Source organism: Streptomyces sp. NPDC031210, assembly GCF_055570395.1.
In genome coordinates this window covers 1-17,202 of sequence record NZ_JBVIHH010000008.1, presented here as the reverse complement: position 1 = coordinate 17,202, position 17,202 = coordinate 1, and the positions used below count along the sequence as shown (strand labels likewise).

The 17,202-nt window shown below is 71.0% G+C and carries 17 protein-coding genes and 1 rRNA gene; 10 read left to right on the top strand and 8 right to left on the bottom strand.

What is annotated here, in order from left to right:
* Positions 1–91 precede the first annotated feature (91 nt).
* Positions 92–1,090, bottom strand: a complete 999-nt coding sequence (locus tag ACZ45Z_RS16380; RefSeq protein ID WP_468362419.1) for an inorganic phosphate transporter — start codon at positions 1,088–1,090, stop codon at positions 92–94.
* A gap of 9 nt (positions 1,091–1,099) precedes the next feature.
* Positions 1,100–1,720 carry a DUF47 domain-containing protein gene (locus tag ACZ45Z_RS16375; protein WP_329396769.1) on the bottom strand — a complete coding sequence of 207 codons (621 nt, stop codon included), beginning with the start codon at positions 1,718–1,720 and terminating at the stop codon, positions 1,100–1,102.
* Positions 1,721–1,914: 194 nt separating this feature from the next.
* Here ACZ45Z_RS16375 and ACZ45Z_RS16370 point away from each other — a divergent pair, with 194 nt between their 5' ends.
* Positions 1,915–2,331 (top strand): metal-sensitive transcriptional regulator, encoded by a 417-nt coding sequence (locus tag ACZ45Z_RS16370; RefSeq protein WP_468362417.1) that lies wholly within the window; start codon positions 1,915–1,917, stop codon positions 2,329–2,331.
* A gap of 46 nt (positions 2,332–2,377) precedes the next feature.
* Here ACZ45Z_RS16370 and ACZ45Z_RS16365 read toward each other — a convergent pair whose 3' ends face one another.
* Together ACZ45Z_RS16365 and ACZ45Z_RS16360 are read right to left on the bottom strand one after the other, a co-directional pair.
* Positions 2,378–2,590 (bottom strand): hypothetical protein, encoded by a 213-nt coding sequence (locus ACZ45Z_RS16365; RefSeq protein ID WP_468362415.1) that lies wholly within the window; start codon positions 2,588–2,590, stop codon positions 2,378–2,380.
* Positions 2,591–2,723: 133 nt separating this feature from the next.
* Complete coding sequence (locus tag ACZ45Z_RS16360) at positions 2,724–3,584, bottom strand: SCO4651 family lipoprotein (RefSeq protein ID WP_468362413.1); 861 nt, start codon at positions 3,582–3,584, stop codon at positions 2,724–2,726.
* 175 nt (positions 3,585–3,759) lie between these two features.
* Here ACZ45Z_RS16360 and ACZ45Z_RS16355 point away from each other — a divergent pair, with 175 nt between their 5' ends.
* Together ACZ45Z_RS16355 and ACZ45Z_RS16350 are read left to right on the top strand one after the other, a co-directional pair.
* Positions 3,760–4,047: a hypothetical protein gene (locus ACZ45Z_RS16355; protein WP_468362411.1), complete on the top strand. Its 288-nt coding sequence runs from the start codon at positions 3,760–3,762 to the stop codon at positions 4,045–4,047.
* Between the two features lie 247 nt (positions 4,048–4,294).
* Positions 4,295–5,905: an FAD-binding oxidoreductase gene (locus ACZ45Z_RS16350; protein ID WP_468362409.1), complete on the top strand. Its 1,611-nt coding sequence runs from the start codon at positions 4,295–4,297 to the stop codon at positions 5,903–5,905.
* Positions 5,906–6,021: 116 nt separating this feature from the next.
* Here ACZ45Z_RS16350 and ACZ45Z_RS16345 read toward each other — a convergent pair whose 3' ends face one another.
* Complete coding sequence (locus ACZ45Z_RS16345) at positions 6,022–6,759, bottom strand: phosphatase PAP2 family protein (RefSeq protein ID WP_468362407.1); 738 nt, start codon at positions 6,757–6,759, stop codon at positions 6,022–6,024.
* A gap of 206 nt (positions 6,760–6,965) precedes the next feature.
* Entirely contained in the window at positions 6,966–7,970 is a 1,005-nt protein-coding gene (locus tag ACZ45Z_RS16340) for a C40 family peptidase (protein WP_468362939.1), read from the bottom strand.
* Between the two features lie 464 nt (positions 7,971–8,434).
* On the opposite strand from ACZ45Z_RS16340, the gene ACZ45Z_RS16335 reads away from it, so the two are divergent.
* The 7 genes from ACZ45Z_RS16335 to ACZ45Z_RS16305 all read left to right on the top strand — a co-directional run bounded on the left by ACZ45Z_RS16335 (position 8,435) and on the right by ACZ45Z_RS16305 (position 16,450).
* Positions 8,435–8,557, top strand: a complete 123-nt coding sequence (locus ACZ45Z_RS16335) for a hypothetical protein (RefSeq protein ID WP_468362405.1) — start codon at positions 8,435–8,437, stop codon at positions 8,555–8,557.
* A 240-nt stretch (positions 8,558–8,797) separates the two neighbouring features.
* The gene (locus ACZ45Z_RS16330; RefSeq protein ID WP_468362404.1) at positions 8,798–9,109 is read left to right on the top strand and encodes a hypothetical protein; all 312 of its coding nucleotides are present in this window, start codon (positions 8,798–8,800) and stop codon (positions 9,107–9,109) included.
* Between the two features lie 485 nt (positions 9,110–9,594).
* Positions 9,595–10,443 carry a DUF8175 domain-containg protein gene (locus ACZ45Z_RS16325; RefSeq protein WP_468362402.1) on the top strand — a complete coding sequence of 283 codons (849 nt, stop codon included), beginning with the start codon at positions 9,595–9,597 and terminating at the stop codon, positions 10,441–10,443.
* Positions 10,433–11,758: a hypothetical protein gene (locus ACZ45Z_RS16320; RefSeq protein ID WP_468362400.1), complete on the top strand. Its 1,326-nt coding sequence runs from the start codon at positions 10,433–10,435 to the stop codon at positions 11,756–11,758. The genes ACZ45Z_RS16325 and ACZ45Z_RS16320 overlap by 11 nt, the downstream gene beginning before the upstream one ends.
* A 17-nt stretch (positions 11,759–11,775) precedes the next feature.
* Positions 11,776–13,332: an SCO6880 family protein gene (locus tag ACZ45Z_RS16315; protein ID WP_468362937.1), complete on the top strand. Its 1,557-nt coding sequence runs from the start codon at positions 11,776–11,778 to the stop codon at positions 13,330–13,332.
* Between the two features lie 29 nt (positions 13,333–13,361).
* The gene (locus ACZ45Z_RS16310) at positions 13,362–14,786 is read left to right on the top strand and encodes an ATP-binding protein (RefSeq protein WP_468362935.1); all 1,425 of its coding nucleotides are present in this window, start codon (positions 13,362–13,364) and stop codon (positions 14,784–14,786) included.
* Complete coding sequence (locus ACZ45Z_RS16305; RefSeq protein ID WP_468362398.1) at positions 14,783–16,450, top strand: type IV secretory system conjugative DNA transfer family protein; 1,668 nt, start codon at positions 14,783–14,785, stop codon at positions 16,448–16,450. Before ACZ45Z_RS16310 ends, ACZ45Z_RS16305 begins: the two co-directional genes overlap by 4 nt.
* Positions 16,451–16,461: 11 nt before the next feature.
* On the opposite strand, the gene ACZ45Z_RS16300 is transcribed toward ACZ45Z_RS16305, so the two are convergent.
* Positions 16,462–17,007: a GNAT family N-acetyltransferase gene (locus ACZ45Z_RS16300; RefSeq protein WP_468362396.1), complete on the bottom strand. Its 546-nt coding sequence runs from the start codon at positions 17,005–17,007 to the stop codon at positions 16,462–16,464.
* A 113-nt stretch (positions 17,008–17,120) separates the two neighbouring features.
* Positions 17,121–17,202: ribosomal RNA gene (gene rrf, locus ACZ45Z_RS16295) — 5S ribosomal RNA — on the bottom strand; the annotation flags it as partial.

The following is a 17,202-nucleotide window of genomic DNA, read 5'->3' as shown; positions in this document are numbered from 1 at the left end:
GCCCCATCCTTCCCGGAGGGGCGGGCCCATTCCTTTGTCCCGTGGTGCCGTGGTGCCGTTCCCCGTCGCCGCGAGGCCCCGGGGACGTCCGCTACGAGAACGCGAGCTGGATGATCCAGAAGGCCACGGCCGCGACCAGCGCCGCCGCCGGCATCGTGATGAACCAGCCCATCACGATGTTCTTGGCGACGCCCCAGCGCACCGCGCGCGAGCCCTTGGTCGAGCCCACGCCCATGATCGCGGAGGTGATGACATGGGTGGTGGAGATCGGCGCGTGGAACATGAACGACGCGGTGTACATCACCGAGGCGGCCGTGGTCTCCGCGGCGAAGCCCTGCGGCGGGTCCAGCTCGATGATCCGCCGGCCCAGCGTGCGCATGATGCGCCAGCCGCCCGCGTACGTGCCGAGCGAGAGGGTGATCGCACAGGCCAGCTTGACCCAGATCGGGATGGAGTCGTTGGCGTCCTCGACATCGGCGATGACCAGGGCCATCACCACGACACCCATGGTCTTCTGGGCGTCCTGGAGGCCGTGGCCGAGCGCCATGCCCGCCGCCGAGACCGTCTGCGCGATACGGAAGCCGCGCTTGGCCTTGTGCGGGTTGGACTTCCGGAACATCCACAGGATCACGACCATCACCAGATAGCCGAGGCCGAGGCCGATCACGGGGGAGATGAACATCGGCAGGACGACCTTCTCGATCACCCCGGTCCAGATCACCTCGATGCCGCCCGCGAGCGCCGCGCCGACCATGCCGCCGAACAGGGCGTGCGAGGAGGAGGACGGCAGCCCGAAGTACCAGGTGACGAGGTTCCAGACCACCGCGCCGAGCAGGGCGGCGAAGAGGATGCCCATCCCCTTGTTGCCCTCAGGTGTGGAGATCAGTCCCTTGCTGACCGTCTTGGCGACCCCGCTGCCCAGGAAGGCACCGGCGAGGTTCATCACCGCGGCCATCGCCAGCGCCGCCCGCGGGGTCAGCGCCCGGGTGGAGACGGAGGTCGCGATGGCGTTCGCGGAGTCGTGGAAGCCGTTGGTGTACGTGAAACCGAGCGCGACCGCGATGGTCACGACGAGCGCGAAGGTGTCCATGGCCGGGGCTCAGGACTCCTTTACCGCAATGGTCTCGACCGTGTTGGCGACATGCTCGAAGGCGTCCGCCGCCTCCTCCAGGATGTCCACGATCTGCTTGAGCTTGAGCACCTCGATGGCGTCGTACTTGCCGTTGAACAGGTGCGCGAGCAGCTTGCGGTGGATCTGGTCGGCCTGGTTCTCCAGGCGGTTGACCTCGATCCAGTACTCGGTGAGGTGGGACATCGTCCGCAGGTTGGGCATGGCCTCGGCGGTCAGCTCCGCCGCCCGCGCCAGCACCTCGATCTGCTGGTCGACGCCCTTGGGCAGCTCCTCGACCTTGTAGAGGACGACCAGGTCGACGGCCTCTTCCATGAAGTCCATGATGTCGTCGAGCGACGAGGCGAGGTTGTAGATGTCCTCGCGGTCGAACGGCGTGATGAAGGAGGAGTTGAGCTGGTGGAAGATCGCGTGGGTCGCGTCATCACCCGCGTGCTCCGCCGCCCGCATCCTCTCGGCGATCTCTGCCCGCGCGGAGGCGTCCGCCCCGAGCAGTTCCATCAGGAGCTTGGAGCCCGTGACGATGTTGTCCGCGGAGGCGGCGAACATGTCGTAGAAGCTCGTCTCCCTGGGGGTCAGACGAAAGCGCACGTGAAATCCTCGGGGTGCATCGGATTCGGTCGAGTTGATGCTAGGCGCATCATCCAGCCACAGCTAACCGGCATTCCCTCAGTGTCGCCCATCGGGCAGCATGCTCTGCACGGGGTACCGCAGGTGCCCGCTAAGTTCGGTACCATATACCCACCAGGGGTATGAGAATCGACGGAATACCACGGGAGACGGCCATGACGACCACGGACGCCGACACCGACGGCGGGGCCGAAACCGCCACGGCCCGCCCCACCCGGCAGCCGCCAAACACCCCCCGAAGCGACCCGAATGCCGTGACCGACGCCGCACCGCCCTCCCACGGGGACGGCGCCCACGGCTACGCCAAGCAGCGGGACGCTCACCTCAAGCGACTGCGACGCATCGAAGGCCAGATCCGCGGCCTCCAGCGCATGCTTGAAGAAGACGTCTACTGCATCGACATACTCACCCAGGTCTCGGCGAGCACGAAGGGCCTGCAGTCCTTCGGCCTCCAGCTCCTGGAGGAACACCTGCGCCACTGCGTCGCCGACGCCGCCCTCAAGGGCCCCGAGGCCATCGACGCCAAGGTCCAGGAGGCCACCAAGGCCATCGAACGGATGCTGCGCACCTGACCCGCCACGCAACCTCCGGGGCCCGCCCCGCCGTGCGACCGGCGGCCTAGGGTCTGTCCGGCCGGGCCGTGTCCGGCCACGGCCGCGCCCGCTCCGCGCCGTCGCCCTCCACTTCCAGCACCTCGTCGATACGGTCCGGGCTGAGCCGGTCCCCCGCGGCGGCCGCCGCCGCGATCATCAATTCACCGATCAGCTCGATCTCGACGAGGGCTGCGTGATCCTGAACCGTTGGATGGCGGTCCCGGGCCACGTGCGACACCTCCTCCTTCGAGCGCCTTCCACGCCTGACGGTGGCTACCGCCCACAGTAGGGACGGCCGCACGCCGCGCGCATGGCACGGATGGGCCATTTCCGCCCATCCGGAAGGCGCCGGGAAGGCACCGGGGGCACCCTCAGGGCGCCGCGGAAGCGATCTTCCCGGTGAAGATGTCGTCCTCCTGCGGCAGCCGCGTCTCCACCTTCGCCCCGAACGCGTACAGCTCGGTCGTGGAGGTCACCGAGGCGCCCTGCGGCGCGCCGTTGGCGAACCGGAACCGCTGGCGGACCTTGCGCAGCCGGCCCGCGTCGTCCAGATAGGCGTCGAACGGCACCGCGTCGGTGGTGAACCCTTTCTCCGCGGCGACCAGCGCCGGCCTGCTCCGCGCCGACGCCGCCGCGGCCGCCGCCCCGATGTCCGTCGTCCCGCTGTAGTGCCGCACCGCCACCCCGTCCAGCCGCTCCTCCCCCTGATACGTCACATCGCGCGCCCCGCGCAGCAGTTCCGCGGCGGCCAGCGGATCCGTCGCACCACCGGTGACGAGATTGCCGTCGGCCAGCGAAGCGGTGTCCACCCGCACCCACTTGTCAGCCGGCACCCCCGCCCCGCGGTTCTTCATGAACAGGGCGCCGGGCGCCAGGATCTCGGTGATCGGCTGATGCCCGCCGCCGGGCCCGCCCGCCGGATCGGGCAGCACGACCCGCAACTGCCCGCCGCCGCGACGGAAGTCATACCCGCCGGCCCCCCGGATCGCGACCCGGGTGCCGCCGCTGACCGTCTCCATCGCCGAACGGACCCGGGCCGTCCCCGCGCCGACCAGCACATCCGCGCTGTCGCGCAGGTCCCCGGCCGTCGCGCCCGCCCGGCCGGGCGGCGCCTGGTCGTCGGCCGCCGCACCGTCGGGGGAACAACCCGTCGCCAGCACCCCGGCCGCCAGACCCGTCCCGCACGCCACGGCCACGGCGACCACGCCACCTCGCCTGTCCTGCACCACCATCGCGTACGAGCCCCCTCGGCCGCTGTGTTGGAGACGGCCTGTGCCGGCCGGTCCGTTCCGGGCGGTCGGACATTTCGCCAACGACTCGTCGGACGCCTAACGCCAACCGATCCGTTCAACGACCGTTACGGGGGCCCGTCACGCAACCCCACCCGGTAGCGCGTAGCGTGGCCGGGTGCCCGACCGAGCCCCCCAAGAGCCGCCGCCAGGTCCCGCCACCGGCCCCCACGCCCCCCGGACCACGGGCCCGACCCCCCGCCCGGCCGCCCCCGACGACGCTCCCGCGACTCCCGCGCACCACACCTCCACCACCGAACGCGGCTCCTTCTGCACGGCCCGCTGCGCCTGCGGCTGGACGGGACCTGCCCGCCGCGCCCGCTCCCAGGCGCGTACCGACGCCGCACGCCATCTGGCCGGCACCGAAGGCGGCGACGGGCCCGGCCCCGCACACCGCGCGGAATGACACCGTCCGTCCGGGGAACCCCCGACCCCCGTACCGCATCTGGCTAGTCAGACAGGCAACGCCCGGGCGGTACCGGACCATCCGTACGGCCCGGGACAACGCGGAGCGATACCGGACACCACGGCAGGCCGCCCTCCCGCGGCGCCGCACCCGCCCGGTAGCCCGCTCCCGGCACCGCCCCGCGACCACCGGCCCGCCCACGGCCGACCGGGGCGGGGCCGTACGACTTCGAGGGGGACTCATCCCAGTGAACCGGCGCACACTCCTCCAGGCCGGCGGTGGCCTCGCGGCGACCTCGCTCGCCTGGGCCACCGGCTGCGACACCCACGCCGCCCGGGCCCGCGCGACCTCCTCCGCCGCCACGGCGGGAGCCGGCACCGGCGGCGTGCAGACCAACGCCGCCGCCTCCCCCAAGGCGCTGCGGGCCCCCGCGACCAACGCCTCCTGGACCGCGCTGGGCAAAAGCCTGGACGGCAGTCTGATACGGGCCTCCGACGCCGCGTACGCGCGGGCCCGCCGCCTGTACAACACCCGCTACGACACGCTGAAGCCCTCGGCCATCGCCTACGTCAAGCACCCCGCCGACATAGCCGAATGCCTCGCCTTCGCCCGCCGTTACGACGCACCGGTCGCCATCCGCAGCGGCGGCCACTCCTACGCGGGCTTCTCCAGCGGCAACGGCAAGCTCGTCATCGACGTCTCCGCCCTCGCCAAGGTCTCCGCACCCTCCGGCGGCGTCACCCGCATCGGCGCGGGCGCCAAGCTCATCGACGTCTACCAGGGCCTGGCCCGGCACGGCGTCACCGTCCCCGGCGGTTCCTGCCCCACCGTCGGCATATCCGGCCTCACCCTCGGCGGCGGACACGGCGTGGTCTCCCGCGCCTACGGCCTGACCTGCGACAGCCTCGTCGGCGCGACCCTCGTCACGGCCGACGGCAAAACCGTCGACTGCGACTCCTCCCACCACTCCGACCTGTTCTGGGCGCTGCGCGGCGCCGGCAACGGCAACTTCGGCGTGGTCACCGAACTCCGCTTCCGTACGCACCCCGCCCCCGGCGCGGTCCGGGCGTACCTCACCTGGCCGTGGGCCAAGGCCGCGAAGGTCCTGGCGTCCTGGCAGAAATGGGGCCCGGCCCAGGCCGACGAGATATGGTCCGCCTGCCACCTCGACGCCCGCCCCGGCGGCACCCCCTCCGTCTCGGTCGCCGTCTTCTCCCTCGGCGGCTACCGCGAGCTCCAGAACGCCGTCGACAAGCTCGCCGACCAGTCCGGCGGCCCCGGCCCGGCGGCCACCGTGCACCTGAAGCGGATCGGCTACCTGGACGCGATGGAGGCGTACGCGGGCTGCTCGTCGAAGTCCACCGCCCAGTGCCACACCCCGGGTTCGCTGCCGGGGCAGAACGCCGCCGGCCAGTTGGGCCGCGAGACCTACGTCGCCCGCTCGCACTTCTTCGACCGCTCGCTGTCCGCGACCGGCATCCGCACCCTGATGGACCAGATCGAAAGCGCCGGCCACAAGGGCGTCAACGGCAACGTCGCGCTGACGGCACTGGGCGGCGCGATCAACCGGGTGGGCCGCACCGACACCGCGTTCGTCCACCGCGGATCGCGCTTCCTCGCCCAGTACTTGGCCTCCTGGCCCGCCGGCGGGTCGGCCGGCCCCCGCACCGCGTGGCTGGACGCCTTCCACGGCGCGATGCGCCGCCACTCCTCCGGCGCCGCCTACCAGAACTACACCGACCCGGGCCTGACCGACTGGAAGTCCGCCTACTACGGACCGGCCGCCGCCCGTCTGGCCACGGTCAAGCGGACCTACGACCCGCAGCGGCTGTTCAGCACCTTCTCGCAGGCCCTCTGACGGCACGTAGGGCCCCCTGACGGTCCGCATACGTACGGCCCGGCCCCCGCGTGGGGACCGGGCCGTACACATCCGCCAGGTCAACCGGCCGTCGGACCCGCAAGGGTGCCGATCCGTCAGGCCGCGAGATCCTTGTCGCGCTCGTCCGGCCGCGGCGGCACCGCCGACCCCGCGGCCAGGAGCCGCTCGTCCTCCGCGTCCCGCTCCGCCCGGCCGTCCGCCCCGGACCCCTGTCCGGCGCCCGGCGCCCGCACCAGCCACCCGGCCGGCGACCGGCCGATCGCCGTCACCAGCGGCACCAGCAGCGCCTGCGCGAGCGGCGCCAGCAGCAGGGCGACGGCGGTGCCCAGCGCGAAGCCGCCCACCACATCGGTCGGGTAGTGCACGCCCATGTACACCCGGCAGAAGCCTTCGAGCAGCGCCAGCGCGATACCGATCAGGCCGTACCTGCGGTGGGCGACGAACAGGCCGACGCCCACGGCCATGGTCAGCGTCGCGTGATCGCTGACGAACGAGAAGTCGCTCTTGCCGGGGATCAGCACTTCCAGCCCGGCGTGGTCCTTGAACGGCCGCGGCCGCTCCACGAACGCCCGGATCGGGATGTTCGCCAGCAGCGCGATCCCGGCGGCCAGCGGCGCCCAGACGGGACCGGCGACGGCGGCGGGCGCGTCCGGCCGGCGGCGCGCGGACCACCAGGCGATCAGGCACAGCACCGCGAGCGCGGCGATGATGCCGTACTCGCCGATGTACTCCATCGCGCGGTTGACCCACTGCGGCGCGTCTTTCGCGAGGCCGTTGATGCCGTCGAGCACGTCGACATCCGGATTCGGCCCCTCCAGTGCGAGTCCAGCCATCTGCCGCGACCCCTTACCTTTCGCGCGCGCGAGCGCCTACGTGTGCTGCCAACCCCCGTGGTCGTCGAGCGTTTGCTGCGTCGAGCTCTGCCTACGTCCCCACGCCAAGGAAACGCGATGAACGCCCCCGACGTTCCACCCTCCACCGGATGATCACCAGGACGTTATCGAAGCTTGACTCATCGCCGCAGTTCAGGGCCCTATGTTCACGCAGGGTTCGCGCCGGGGAGCGCTTTTGCGCCATCGGACGTCACCCGTGTGGCCCCGATGTAATCCGGCGTATCGATCTTGTCGAACCGGATCACGGCCCCGGTGTACGGCGCGTTGATCATGTATCCGCCACCGACGTAGATGCCCACGTGATGGATCGATCGCGGATCCTTCAGGTCGAACGCGAAAAACACCAGGTCGCCGGGGAGCAACTCCGCCCGCTTCGGGTGCGGGCCGGCGTTCCACTGATCGTTCGCCACCCGGGGCAGCTCGATACCCACCGAGTGGTAGGCGGCCTTCGTCAGCCCGGAACAGTCGAAGCGGCCGTTCTGCGCGGCTGTCCCGTTTCCGCCCCACAGATAGGGCGTACCGAGCTTCTCCTGCGCGTAGTAGATCGCCCCGGCGGCCTGCCTGGAGGGCGCCACCGGCCCCACCGGCGCCTCGAAGCTCTTCGCCAGCGTCGTGATGACCTTCACGTAGTTCCGCGTCTCACGGAACGGCGGCACCCCGCCGTACTGGATCACGCGGTACGCCCCCGCGTTGTACGCCGCGAGCATGTTGTGCGTGGCGTTGCCCGGCGCGTCCTTCACATACCGGGCCAGCTCGCAGTCGTACGACGCCGCCGACGGGATCGCGTCCTCCGGATCCCAGACGTCCCGCTTGCCGTCACCGTTGCCGTCTATGCCGTGCGTCTGCCACGTCCCCGGGATGAACTGCGCCATCCCCTGTGCGGACGCCGGGCTCTGCGCCTTGGGATTCCAGCCGCTCTCCTGATAGAGCTGCGCCGCCAGCAGCGCCGGGTTGATCGCCGGGCAGAGCGTCCCCCACTTCTGCACCAGCGACTGGTACGCGGCCGGCACCGCCCCCTTCGCCAGCCCGACGGCCCGCCCGCCGACCCCGGCCAGCCCGGCGGCGGCGGTGTACGTACCGATCACGAGCAGCCCGAGCAGGCAGAGCACCAGCCCCACCCCGAGCCCACCGGCAACCCAGAATTTCCGCACCCTCCAACCCTCCCCTATCCAGGCGCGGTTCACCGCCCTTTCGACCGTCCACGCGCGAGTTGCCGCCGCACGGCGGCGCACACGGTGACGCGCGACCGGCGCACGGGGCGCCCCACCGGGCGCGGCCGAAGGTCCCCGACCACCAACAGTGCCACCGGCCCATCCCCCGGCACCACCCGGAACCAACTCCTCGGCTGACGTGAGGGGAAGGCGAGCGGGAGGCGAGGGGAAGGCGCCACTGCCACCTGCGCCGCCCCAAGAGCCCGGTCAGGCCCCCGACTTCGACGTACCCGCCATCGGCCGTGCGCACCCGCTCCCGGGCCGTGCACGCCGCCCCCGGGCCTCCGATACGGCCACCCCCCGGCCATCCCCCGGCCATCATCGCCGACCCCACCGCGACAACGGCCCCCTTCCCCTCCCCCGTGAGGGACACTTCAAGGAACCCCTATGACAGGACGCGCCCCATGGATACCGGCAACGAGAAGCAGATGAACCGGCACCTGTGGTGGCGCGTGGGGTACTTCCTGTTCGCCATCCACCTCGTGGCGCTCCTCATGATCTTCGCCATGTCCCACGCCCCGAAGTAGCCACCACCCGGCCACCCCCCACTGATGATCATTGCTCAGCGTTACCCGGCGTGATACACACAGTGAGACTAATGGGTTCGATGGACGACGCGCGTGCACCCGCGCACGGCACCCCCACCGGATCCATCGAAGAAAGCCGCCAAGTCGACATCCCATGGCGTCTTCGTCGGCGAAGATAGAAGCTGACCTGCGCCATGCGGCGCGGGACACAATTACCCACACAAGGCGGTGAGTTCACACATGTTCCTAGCTGCACCCGACAAAGGCGATATCACCACCATCATCGGCGGAATCGCCCCCGACTGGGGGCCGTTCGGGAGCCTGGGCACCGAAGCCCGCGTGATGGTCGAGGTGATCATGGCGGTGGCGATCCTGCTCTGCCTCGGCATCGCGATCTGGGGCGCGGCCAAGCAGCGCATCGGCGCCACCGCGCTCCGCGACACCTTCAGCGCCGAACAGGGCAAGGGCCTGATCGTGGCCGGCCTGACCGGCGTCTTCATCATCGGCTCCCTGGGCACGCTCTTCACCATCGTCTACGGCATGGCGGTCTGACCCCGCGGCCACCCGTGCCGCGTACCCGACCCCTTGCCCCGCCCCTGCCGTGCCCCGAACCCGCCCTTCCCGGCGCCGCCCCCATGCGCCCCCGCCCGCCTCCACTCCGCCGCCCCGTGCCCCCACTCACCCCCACCGGTCCCACCTTCCCTGCCGAGGCCCCATGCTGACGACCGCTCACCCCGGCGCGACGGGCACCTCGCCGGACCGTCGCCACCCCCGCCACCAGCGGACCGGTTGGGCCGCCCGCCGCGCGGGGACAGGTGGAGCCGGGGGCAAGAAGGCGACGGCGGACGCGGAACCGACCCTGGGAACAAATAGCCCAGAGTCCCCCATTCGCCTCCGTCATCCAGCCTCTGAGGACCCGTCACGGTGAGATGTACTCGTACCACTCCGCCCGAGCCGGCGCCCGCGCGGCTACGGTCATATGAGGGCGGCACAGTGACGGCAGGGAAGGCGATGTCGGCGAAGGGGGCACAGGCGCGATGAGTCTCAACGATGACGACGGCTACGGCACCGTCGAACACCACGGTCCCGACACGGGCCAGACACGTACGAGACTCCCCGACGGCGGGGGTGACCTCTACGCCTCGGGACGACGCTCACGAACCGGCCTCTCCAGCCGGAACCTCGTCACGATCGTCGGCGTCGTCGTCCTGCTGATCGCGGCCATCGCGTTCGCCAACCGCGGCGGCAGCGGCAACAGCGAAACGACGTCGAACGACACCCCCAAGGACCCCGCCGCCCAACCCACCGCCCCCACCGGCACCAAGCCCGTCACCGGCAAAACCGGCACCATCGCCACCGGCTTCCCCAAGACAGAACAGGGCGCCCAGTCGGCGGCGGCGAACTACGCGGTGGCGCTCGTTTCCGCCAACATCCTCAAGCCCACTGAACGCCATGCGATCGTCCAGAAAGCCTTCGTCCCCACGAAGGTCGACGAGATGCAGAGCAAGCTCGACGGCGCGTATTCAGCCGGTTTCCTCAAGAAACTCGGCCTCGACGCCAAAGGCAACGCCGCCCAGGGCATGACGTACATCTCGCGGACCGTTCCCGTCGGCACCAAGGTCGTCAAGCTCGAGCAGGACACCGCGAACGTCGAGGTCTGGTGCACGGGACTCTTCGGAACCGCCGGCGTCAAGTCGACCAACCCGGTGACAAGCGACTGGTTCACCATGCGCCTCCAACTGCGATGGGCCAACGGCGACTGGAAGGTCGAGGGATTCGCGCAGCAGGACGGCCCGGCCCCCGTCAACGGAGACAACAAGACGTCTGGCGCGGACCAGATCGCCGACGCGGTTGAGCAGTACGGAGGGTTCACCTATGCGCGATAACCGGCGGAAGCGCGCCCTTACGATCACCACCGCCCTGGCGGCCGTCCACACCACACTCTTCCTGCTGGCCGCCCGTGCCCAGGCCGCGCCGACCCCCAGCCCGTCCCCCAAGGACAACTGCGACCTCATCGTCGGCCCCGCCAAGGACTACTGCCAATCCGGCGACAAACCCGGCGGCACCCCCGCCCCCCCCAAGGGCCTCCTCGACAACAACCCCCTCGACCCCCTCGAATCCCTGGCCAAAGGCTGCGCCAAAGCCGCCGCCTGGATCGTCGACAAGCTCTCCGCCGCCGTGAAGTCCACCTCCCAGGTGGACTTCACCAACACCGCGTTCCTGCGCCAGTACGCCGTCGTCTTCGCCGCCTCGACCGTCCTGACGCTCGTCCTGTGGCTGCTCGCCGTGGCCAAACGCGCCGTGCGCGGGGTGCGGCTCACCGAGGCGATCAGCGAAGCCGTCGGCTTCCTCTGGCTGACGGTCCTCGCCTCCGCCTTCACCCCCCTGATCCTCTACACCGTCGTCTCGGCGGCCGACGGCGTCACCGAGATCATCGCCAAGGGCACCGGCGCCCAGACCGACACCTTCTTCGGAGCGTTCTCCCAGGCGCTCACGAAGGGCACCGACATCGGCGGCGGCCCGATCATGCTGATCGTGGTGTCCCTGGTGTCCGTCCTCGCCGCCGGCGTGCTCTGGCTGGAGCTGGTGATCCGGGCGGCACTGCTGTACGTCGGCGCGCTGCTGGGCACCGTCGTCTACGCCGGCCTGGTCGACAAGAACATGTGGGGCCACGTCCGCCGCTGGGCCGGCATCATGATCGCCGTGATCATGGTGAAACCCGTGATCGTCATCGTGCTCGGCGTCGCCGGCGCCCTCTCCCACGACAAGGGCCCCAACGCCTTCTCCGCCGTCGTCTCCGGCCTCGCCATCATCATCCTGGCCATCTTCGCCAGCGCCGTCATCTACCGCTTCGTCCCCGGCTTCGGCGACGAGATGGTCTCGGCCCGTACGAACAAGGGCCGCGCCACCGACGGCAGCCAGGCCGCCGCCATGATCTCCTCACCCGCCGCACTGGTCTCCCAGGGCATCAAGACCCACAGCTCCCGCAGCTCCGGCGGCGACGGCGGCCAGGCCCAGGGCGCACAGGGCGGCCAGTCGCGGCCCGCCGACGCCGTCTCCGGCGGCGTCGCCGCGCACAGCTCCCGCACCGGCGGCGGCCGCGGCTCGGGCACCGCCGCCCCGGCACCCCGTACGAACCCCGGCCCCGGCCCCCACGGCAGCACCCGCACCGGCAAGACAGCAGGAGGTGAGGGGCGGTGAGCACGCAGTCCCATTCCATGTCCCACCCGATCGCCCCCCGTCGCACGTATCTGATCGGCCGCGCCCGGCCCAACGCCATCGTCGGCAAGAACCGCGAGACCGGCGAGATCGCGATGATCATCGCGGGCGCGTTCATCGGCATGCTCTGCGGCCTCCTCGTGCCCGTGCTCCCCCTGCGGATCGTCACCCTCACCGGCTTCCCGATGCTGGCCCTCGCAGCCGTCTACGTCCCGTACAAGGGCCGGACGTTCTACAAGTGGTTCGAGATCAACCGCAGCTACCGCCGCACCGTCCGCCGCGGCACCACCTACCGCTCCGGCGCCGCCGAGGCCGGCATCCGGCTCGACGGCCGCGAGGTCGAGATCGGCCCGCCGCCCGGCATCGGCCGGATCAACTGGCTGGCCGCCCCCTTCGGCCCCGACGAGATCGCCGTGCTCCTGCACGCCGACCGCCGGACCGTCACCGCCGCCATCGAGATCGAGGGCCCCGGCGTGGGCCTGCGCGACAGCGAGGACCAAGAGGCCCTCGTAGACCGCTTCGGGACGCTCCTCAAGCACGTGGCCAACGGCGACGGCTTCGTGACCCGCCTGCAGATCCTGGCGCGTACGCTGCCCGCCGACCCCGACGCCCACGCCAAGGACGTCGCCCAGCGCGGCGATCACTCCTCCCCCCGCTGGCTCCAGGAGTCCTACGAGCAGCTCCAGTCGATGGTCTCCACCTCCTCCGAACAGCACCGCGCCTACCTCGTCGCGTGCATGCACTACACCCGCGAACTGGCCGCCGAGGCCCACACCATGGCCCGCGCCGCCCGCACCCACCGCGGCGGCGGCCTCCTGCGCCAGAAACTGGACCGCGACGCCGGCCTGGCCGTCGTCATGGCCCGCGAACTCACCGACATCTGCGCCCGCCTCGCCGAGGCCGACATCCGCGTCCGCCAGCCCCTCGGCCAGGCCCGCCTCGCCTCCCTCGTGCACTCCATGTACGACCCGGACCACCCCATCGACCACATCCAGGCCATGAGCAAGCGCAACGCCTGGCCCGCCGAACTGGACGCCATGGAGCCGACGTACCTCCAGGCCAAGACCCGCGAATCGACGACCCGCGCCCCCTGGTGCCACTCCACCGCCTGGATCAAGGAATGGCCGCTGACCCCGGTCGGCGTCAACTTCCTCGCGCCGCTCCTGGTGCACACCCCGGACGTGATCCGCACCGTCGCGGTCTGCATGGACCTGGAGCCCACCGAGGTCGCCATCGAACGGATGCTGACGGAGAAGACCAACGACGACGCGGAAGCCAGCCGCGCCGCCAAGATGAACCGCGTGGTCGACCCGCGCGATGTCGCCCACCACGGCCGCATCGACCAACGCGGCGAGGACCTGGCGTCCGGCGCCGCCGGCGTCAACCTCGTCGGCTACATCACCGTCTCCTCCCGCTCGCCCGAAGCGCTCGCCCGCGACAAGCGGACCATCCGCGCCTCGGCCGGCAAGTCCTACCTCAAACTGGAGTGGTGCGACCGCGAGCACCACCGGGCGTTCGTCAACACCCTTCCTTTCGCGACCGGGATCCGCCGCTAAAGCCGCTGGGAGGCGCGTACGTCATGGCCATGCTCGATCCGCTCGCAGCGCTCACCGAGGCGTTCACCAGCTTCCTGTTCGGGAAGGTGGAGACGACCCGGCTGCCCGTACGCACCTCCACCGGCCAGGCCCAGGCCGTCTACCTGCCCACCGCCGCACCCGGCCTCGGCGACTCCGGCGTGATCATCGGCCGCGAGGTCTACAGCGGCAAGGGCTACATCTACGACCCCTTCCAGCTCTACGGCCAGCAACTCCCCGCCCCCCACTGGCTGGTCCTCGGCGAGTCCGGCAACGGCAAGTCCGCCCTGGAGAAGACCTACGTCCTGCGCCAACTGCGCTTCCGCGACCGGCAGGTCGTCGTCCTCGACGCACAGGGCGAGGACGGCGTCGGCGAATGGAACCTCATCGCCCAGGAGCTGGGAATAACCCCCATCCGCCTGGACCCCACCGCCGCCCTCAACGGCGGCATCCGCCTCAACCCCCTCGACCCGTCGATCACCACCACCGGCCAGCTCGCCCTGCTCCGCACGATCATCGAGGTCGCCATGGGGCACGGCCTGGACGAACGCTCCGGCTTCGCCCTCAAGGTCGCCCACGCCTACGTCAACGACACGATCACCAACCGCCAGCCCGTCCTGACCGACATCGTCGAGCAGTTGCGCCACCCGGAGGCGGAGTCCGCGGAGGCCATGAACGTCGACATAGACGACGTCCGCGCCTGGGGCCTGGACGTCGCGCTGGTCCTCGACCGGCTCGTCGACGGTGACCTGCGCGGCATGTTCGACGGCCCGACCAGCGTCGGCATCGACCTCGACGCCCCGCTGATCGTCTTCGACCTCTCCCACATCGACCGCAACTCCATCGCGATGCCCATCCTGATGGCCATCGTGGGCGTCTGGCTGGAACACACCTGGATCCGCCCCGACCGCAAGAAACGCATCTTCCTGGTCGAAGAGGCCTGGCACATCATCAACTCCCCCTTCGTCGCCCAGCTCTTCCAGCGCCTGCTGAAGTTCGGCCGCCGCCTGGGCCTGTCCTTCGTCGCCGTCGTCCACCACCTCAGCGACGTGGTCGACGGCGCCGCCGCACGGGAAGCAGCCGCCATCCTCAAAATGGCCTCGACACGCACCATCTACGCCCAGAAAGCCGACGAAGCCCGCGCCACCGGCCGGGTCCTCGGCCTGCCCCGCTGGGCCGTCGAAATCATCCCCACCCTCACCCCCGGCATCGCCGTCTGGGACGTCAACGGCAACGTCCAGGTCGTCAAACACCTCATCACCGAGGCCGAACGCCCGCTGGTCTACACCGACCGCGCGATGACGGAAGCCTCCTCGATGCTGACGGACGAGGCACTCGCCATCGAACGGGCGGCCGACGCCGAGGCGGAGGAACGCGCCGAAGCACTGGCGATGGCACGGCAGTTGCGGGACGAATCAAGCGAGACGGTGGCGTGACACGCGGATACGAGCAGGGACGGGACAACGGACGGTACGGCCGGGATACCCACGGCGGCCGCGAGCGCGGAGTCCCCGACTCCCTGCTCATCGGGCTGCTCGCCTTCCTCCTCGGCCTCACCCTGCTGGTGTGGACGGCGACCGGCCTCGCCGGACTGTTCTCACACGGAGCCTGGCCCGACGGCGTCACCTACCCCGGCACGCCCATGGCCCTGCGCCACCTCGTCTCCGCACCGCACGACCTCGCCGCCGCCTGGCCCGGCACCCCCAAAGGCCAACTCCCGGGCTACGGCCTGTTCTGGGGCATCCTCATCGGCGAACTGATGGTGCTGCTCGTTCTGACGATCTTCACGCTGGGCACGATCACCCGCTACCGAGCCGTCCGGGCCGCCCGCCGTAAAGCGACCCGCGACGCCCGGGAAGCCACCCTGGACGCGGCAGCCCCCACCGAAACCGCCACCCCGGCCCACACACCGAACCCCACCCCGCTCACCAACAGCACCGGCCACGCCGGCACTGCCCCAGAGCCGCCCCCGCAGCCCCAACCGCAACCCCCGCAAGCCACCCACCCCCTCCCCACAACCCCCGCTCCGGACGGCGTCACACCCCCCGCCTCGGCCACCCCCGACATCCACCACCCCCCGCACGACCCGGCCGACGGCCCGCTCCCCGAGCAACGCGCCACACCCCCGCTCGCGGCCCCCGCCTCGGCCCGTGCCCTCACCGAAGCCGCCCTCCCCCGCCTGCGCTACGGCACCGACCGCGCCGCCACCCGCACCGCGGCCGCCGCCACCGTCGCCGCCGCCGAGGGCCCCCTCATCGTCGCCACCACCGACCCCGCCCTCTGGTCCGAGACCAAGGACGCCCGCGCCAAGCTCGGCCCGCTGCTGACGTACGACCCCGCACACCGCCTCGACACCCCCGCCCGCCTCCGCTGGTCCCCGGCCTCCGGCTGCGCCGACCTCGCCACCGCCACCGCCCGCGCCGCCGCCCTCCTGGCCCCCGTACGCCCGGCCGGCACGCTCGACACGGCCGTCGCGGACGCCGCCCAGACGCTGCTGCGCTGCTGGCTGCACGCCGCAGCGGTGGACGGCCGGCCGTTCCGGCAACTCCACCGCTGGGCGCACGCCACCGGCGCCGCCCAGGAACCCGTACGCGTCCTGCGCACCCACCCCAAGGCGTCCGCCGGCCAGGCCGGCGAACTGGAATCCGTCCTCACCGCGCACGCCGAACGCCGCGAGCTGGCCAAGGAGTTGGTCGGCCGCGCCCTGGCCGCCCTCTCCTCGATCCATATCCGCGACGCCTGCAATCCCCTGCGCGCGGATTCGCTCGTTCTTGAATCATTCGTGAACGAAGGGGGAACGCTCTATGTGGTCGGGGACTCCATCGAGGATCCTCGTACCGATCCGGGTGCGATGCCCTTGCTCACCGCACTCCTCTCGCACGTGGTCGAGCACGGCCGCCGCATGGCCGAACGGTCATCTGACGGTCGGCTCGACCCACCACTCACCCTGGTCCTCGACGACATCGCGGCACTCGCGCCGTTCCCCGCGCTCCCCGATCTCCTCGAAACGGGCCACACCCGCGGCCTGTTGACGCTCGCGACGATGCGCTCCCCGGAACAGGCCCGCGCCCGCTGGCCCCACCAGCCCCTCCCCGCCTGACCACCCCCAGGTCACGCCCGCGCCAACGCCATCTCCCGCTCGATGGCCGCCGCGTTCTTCGGATCGGTCATCACCCGCCCCGTCTCCTCGAACCCGAGCGAACGGTAGAACGCCGCGGCCCGCCCGTTGTCCTCATGCACCCACAGCCGTACGCGCCCCACCGCCGGCTCCGCCCGGCTCCACGCCCATCCGACCGCCGCCCCCAACAACTCCCGCGCCAGCCCCGTCCCACGGTGCTCCGGGCGCGCATAAACCCCCACCACATGCGCCTGCGGCACCCCGCCGCCCTCCGTTTCCCCGGCGGCGTCCTCCTCCACAAAGACGACCACCATGCCGCACCAGCCACCGTCCGCCGCCTCGCCGACATACGTCACCGAGGCGCCGCTCTCCTCACCCCGTGCCGCTCTCCGCTGCCAGAATTCGTCCGGCTGACCTACGGCGGCCTCGTACGTCTCGACGAACGCCATCCGCGCCACCGGGTCGGCCAGCGCCGCCAGTCTCAGCTCCTTGAGCCACTGCCACTCGTCCGGCCGCACGGCTCTGATCAGGTACCCCATCGGCTCAGCATCCCAGCACCGGAGGCCGCCGGCCGGCGAATTCCCGTTTCCTTTCCGGGAACGCGAAAAAGCCCCGCGGGAACCGAAGTTCCCACGGGGCTTTCACAAAAATTGTTCGGCGGCGTCCTACTCTCCCACAGGGTCCCCCCTGCAGTACCATCGGCGCTGAAAGGCTTAGCTTCCGGGTTCGAAATG

Coding starts and splice junctions, on each gene's coding strand:
- ACZ45Z_RS16345 (WP_468362407.1), bottom strand. CDS start 6,759: ATGGCTGGACTCGCACTGGAGGGGCCGAATCCGGATGTCGACGTGCTC.
- ACZ45Z_RS16370 (WP_468362417.1), top strand. CDS start 1,915: ATGACGACCACGGACGCCGACACCGACGGCGGGGCCGAAACCGCCACG.
- ACZ45Z_RS16360 (WP_468362413.1), bottom strand. CDS start 3,584: ATGGTGGTGCAGGACAGGCGAGGTGGCGTGGTCGCCGTGGCCGTGGCG.
- ACZ45Z_RS16325 (WP_468362402.1), top strand. CDS start 9,595: ATGAGTCTCAACGATGACGACGGCTACGGCACCGTCGAACACCACGGT.
- ACZ45Z_RS16315 (WP_468362937.1), top strand. CDS start 11,776: ATGTCCCACCCGATCGCCCCCCGTCGCACGTATCTGATCGGCCGCGCC.
- ACZ45Z_RS16335 (WP_468362405.1), top strand. CDS start 8,435: ATGGATACCGGCAACGAGAAGCAGATGAACCGGCACCTGTGGTGGCGC.
- ACZ45Z_RS16320 (WP_468362400.1), top strand. CDS start 10,433: ATGCGCGATAACCGGCGGAAGCGCGCCCTTACGATCACCACCGCCCTG.
- ACZ45Z_RS16300 (WP_468362396.1), bottom strand. CDS start 17,007: ATGGGGTACCTGATCAGAGCCGTGCGGCCGGACGAGTGGCAGTGGCTC.
- ACZ45Z_RS16380 (WP_468362419.1), bottom strand. CDS start 1,090: ATGGACACCTTCGCGCTCGTCGTGACCATCGCGGTCGCGCTCGGTTTC.
- ACZ45Z_RS16330 (WP_468362404.1), top strand. CDS start 8,798: ATGTTCCTAGCTGCACCCGACAAAGGCGATATCACCACCATCATCGGC.
- ACZ45Z_RS16310 (WP_468362935.1), top strand. CDS start 13,362: ATGCTCGATCCGCTCGCAGCGCTCACCGAGGCGTTCACCAGCTTCCTG.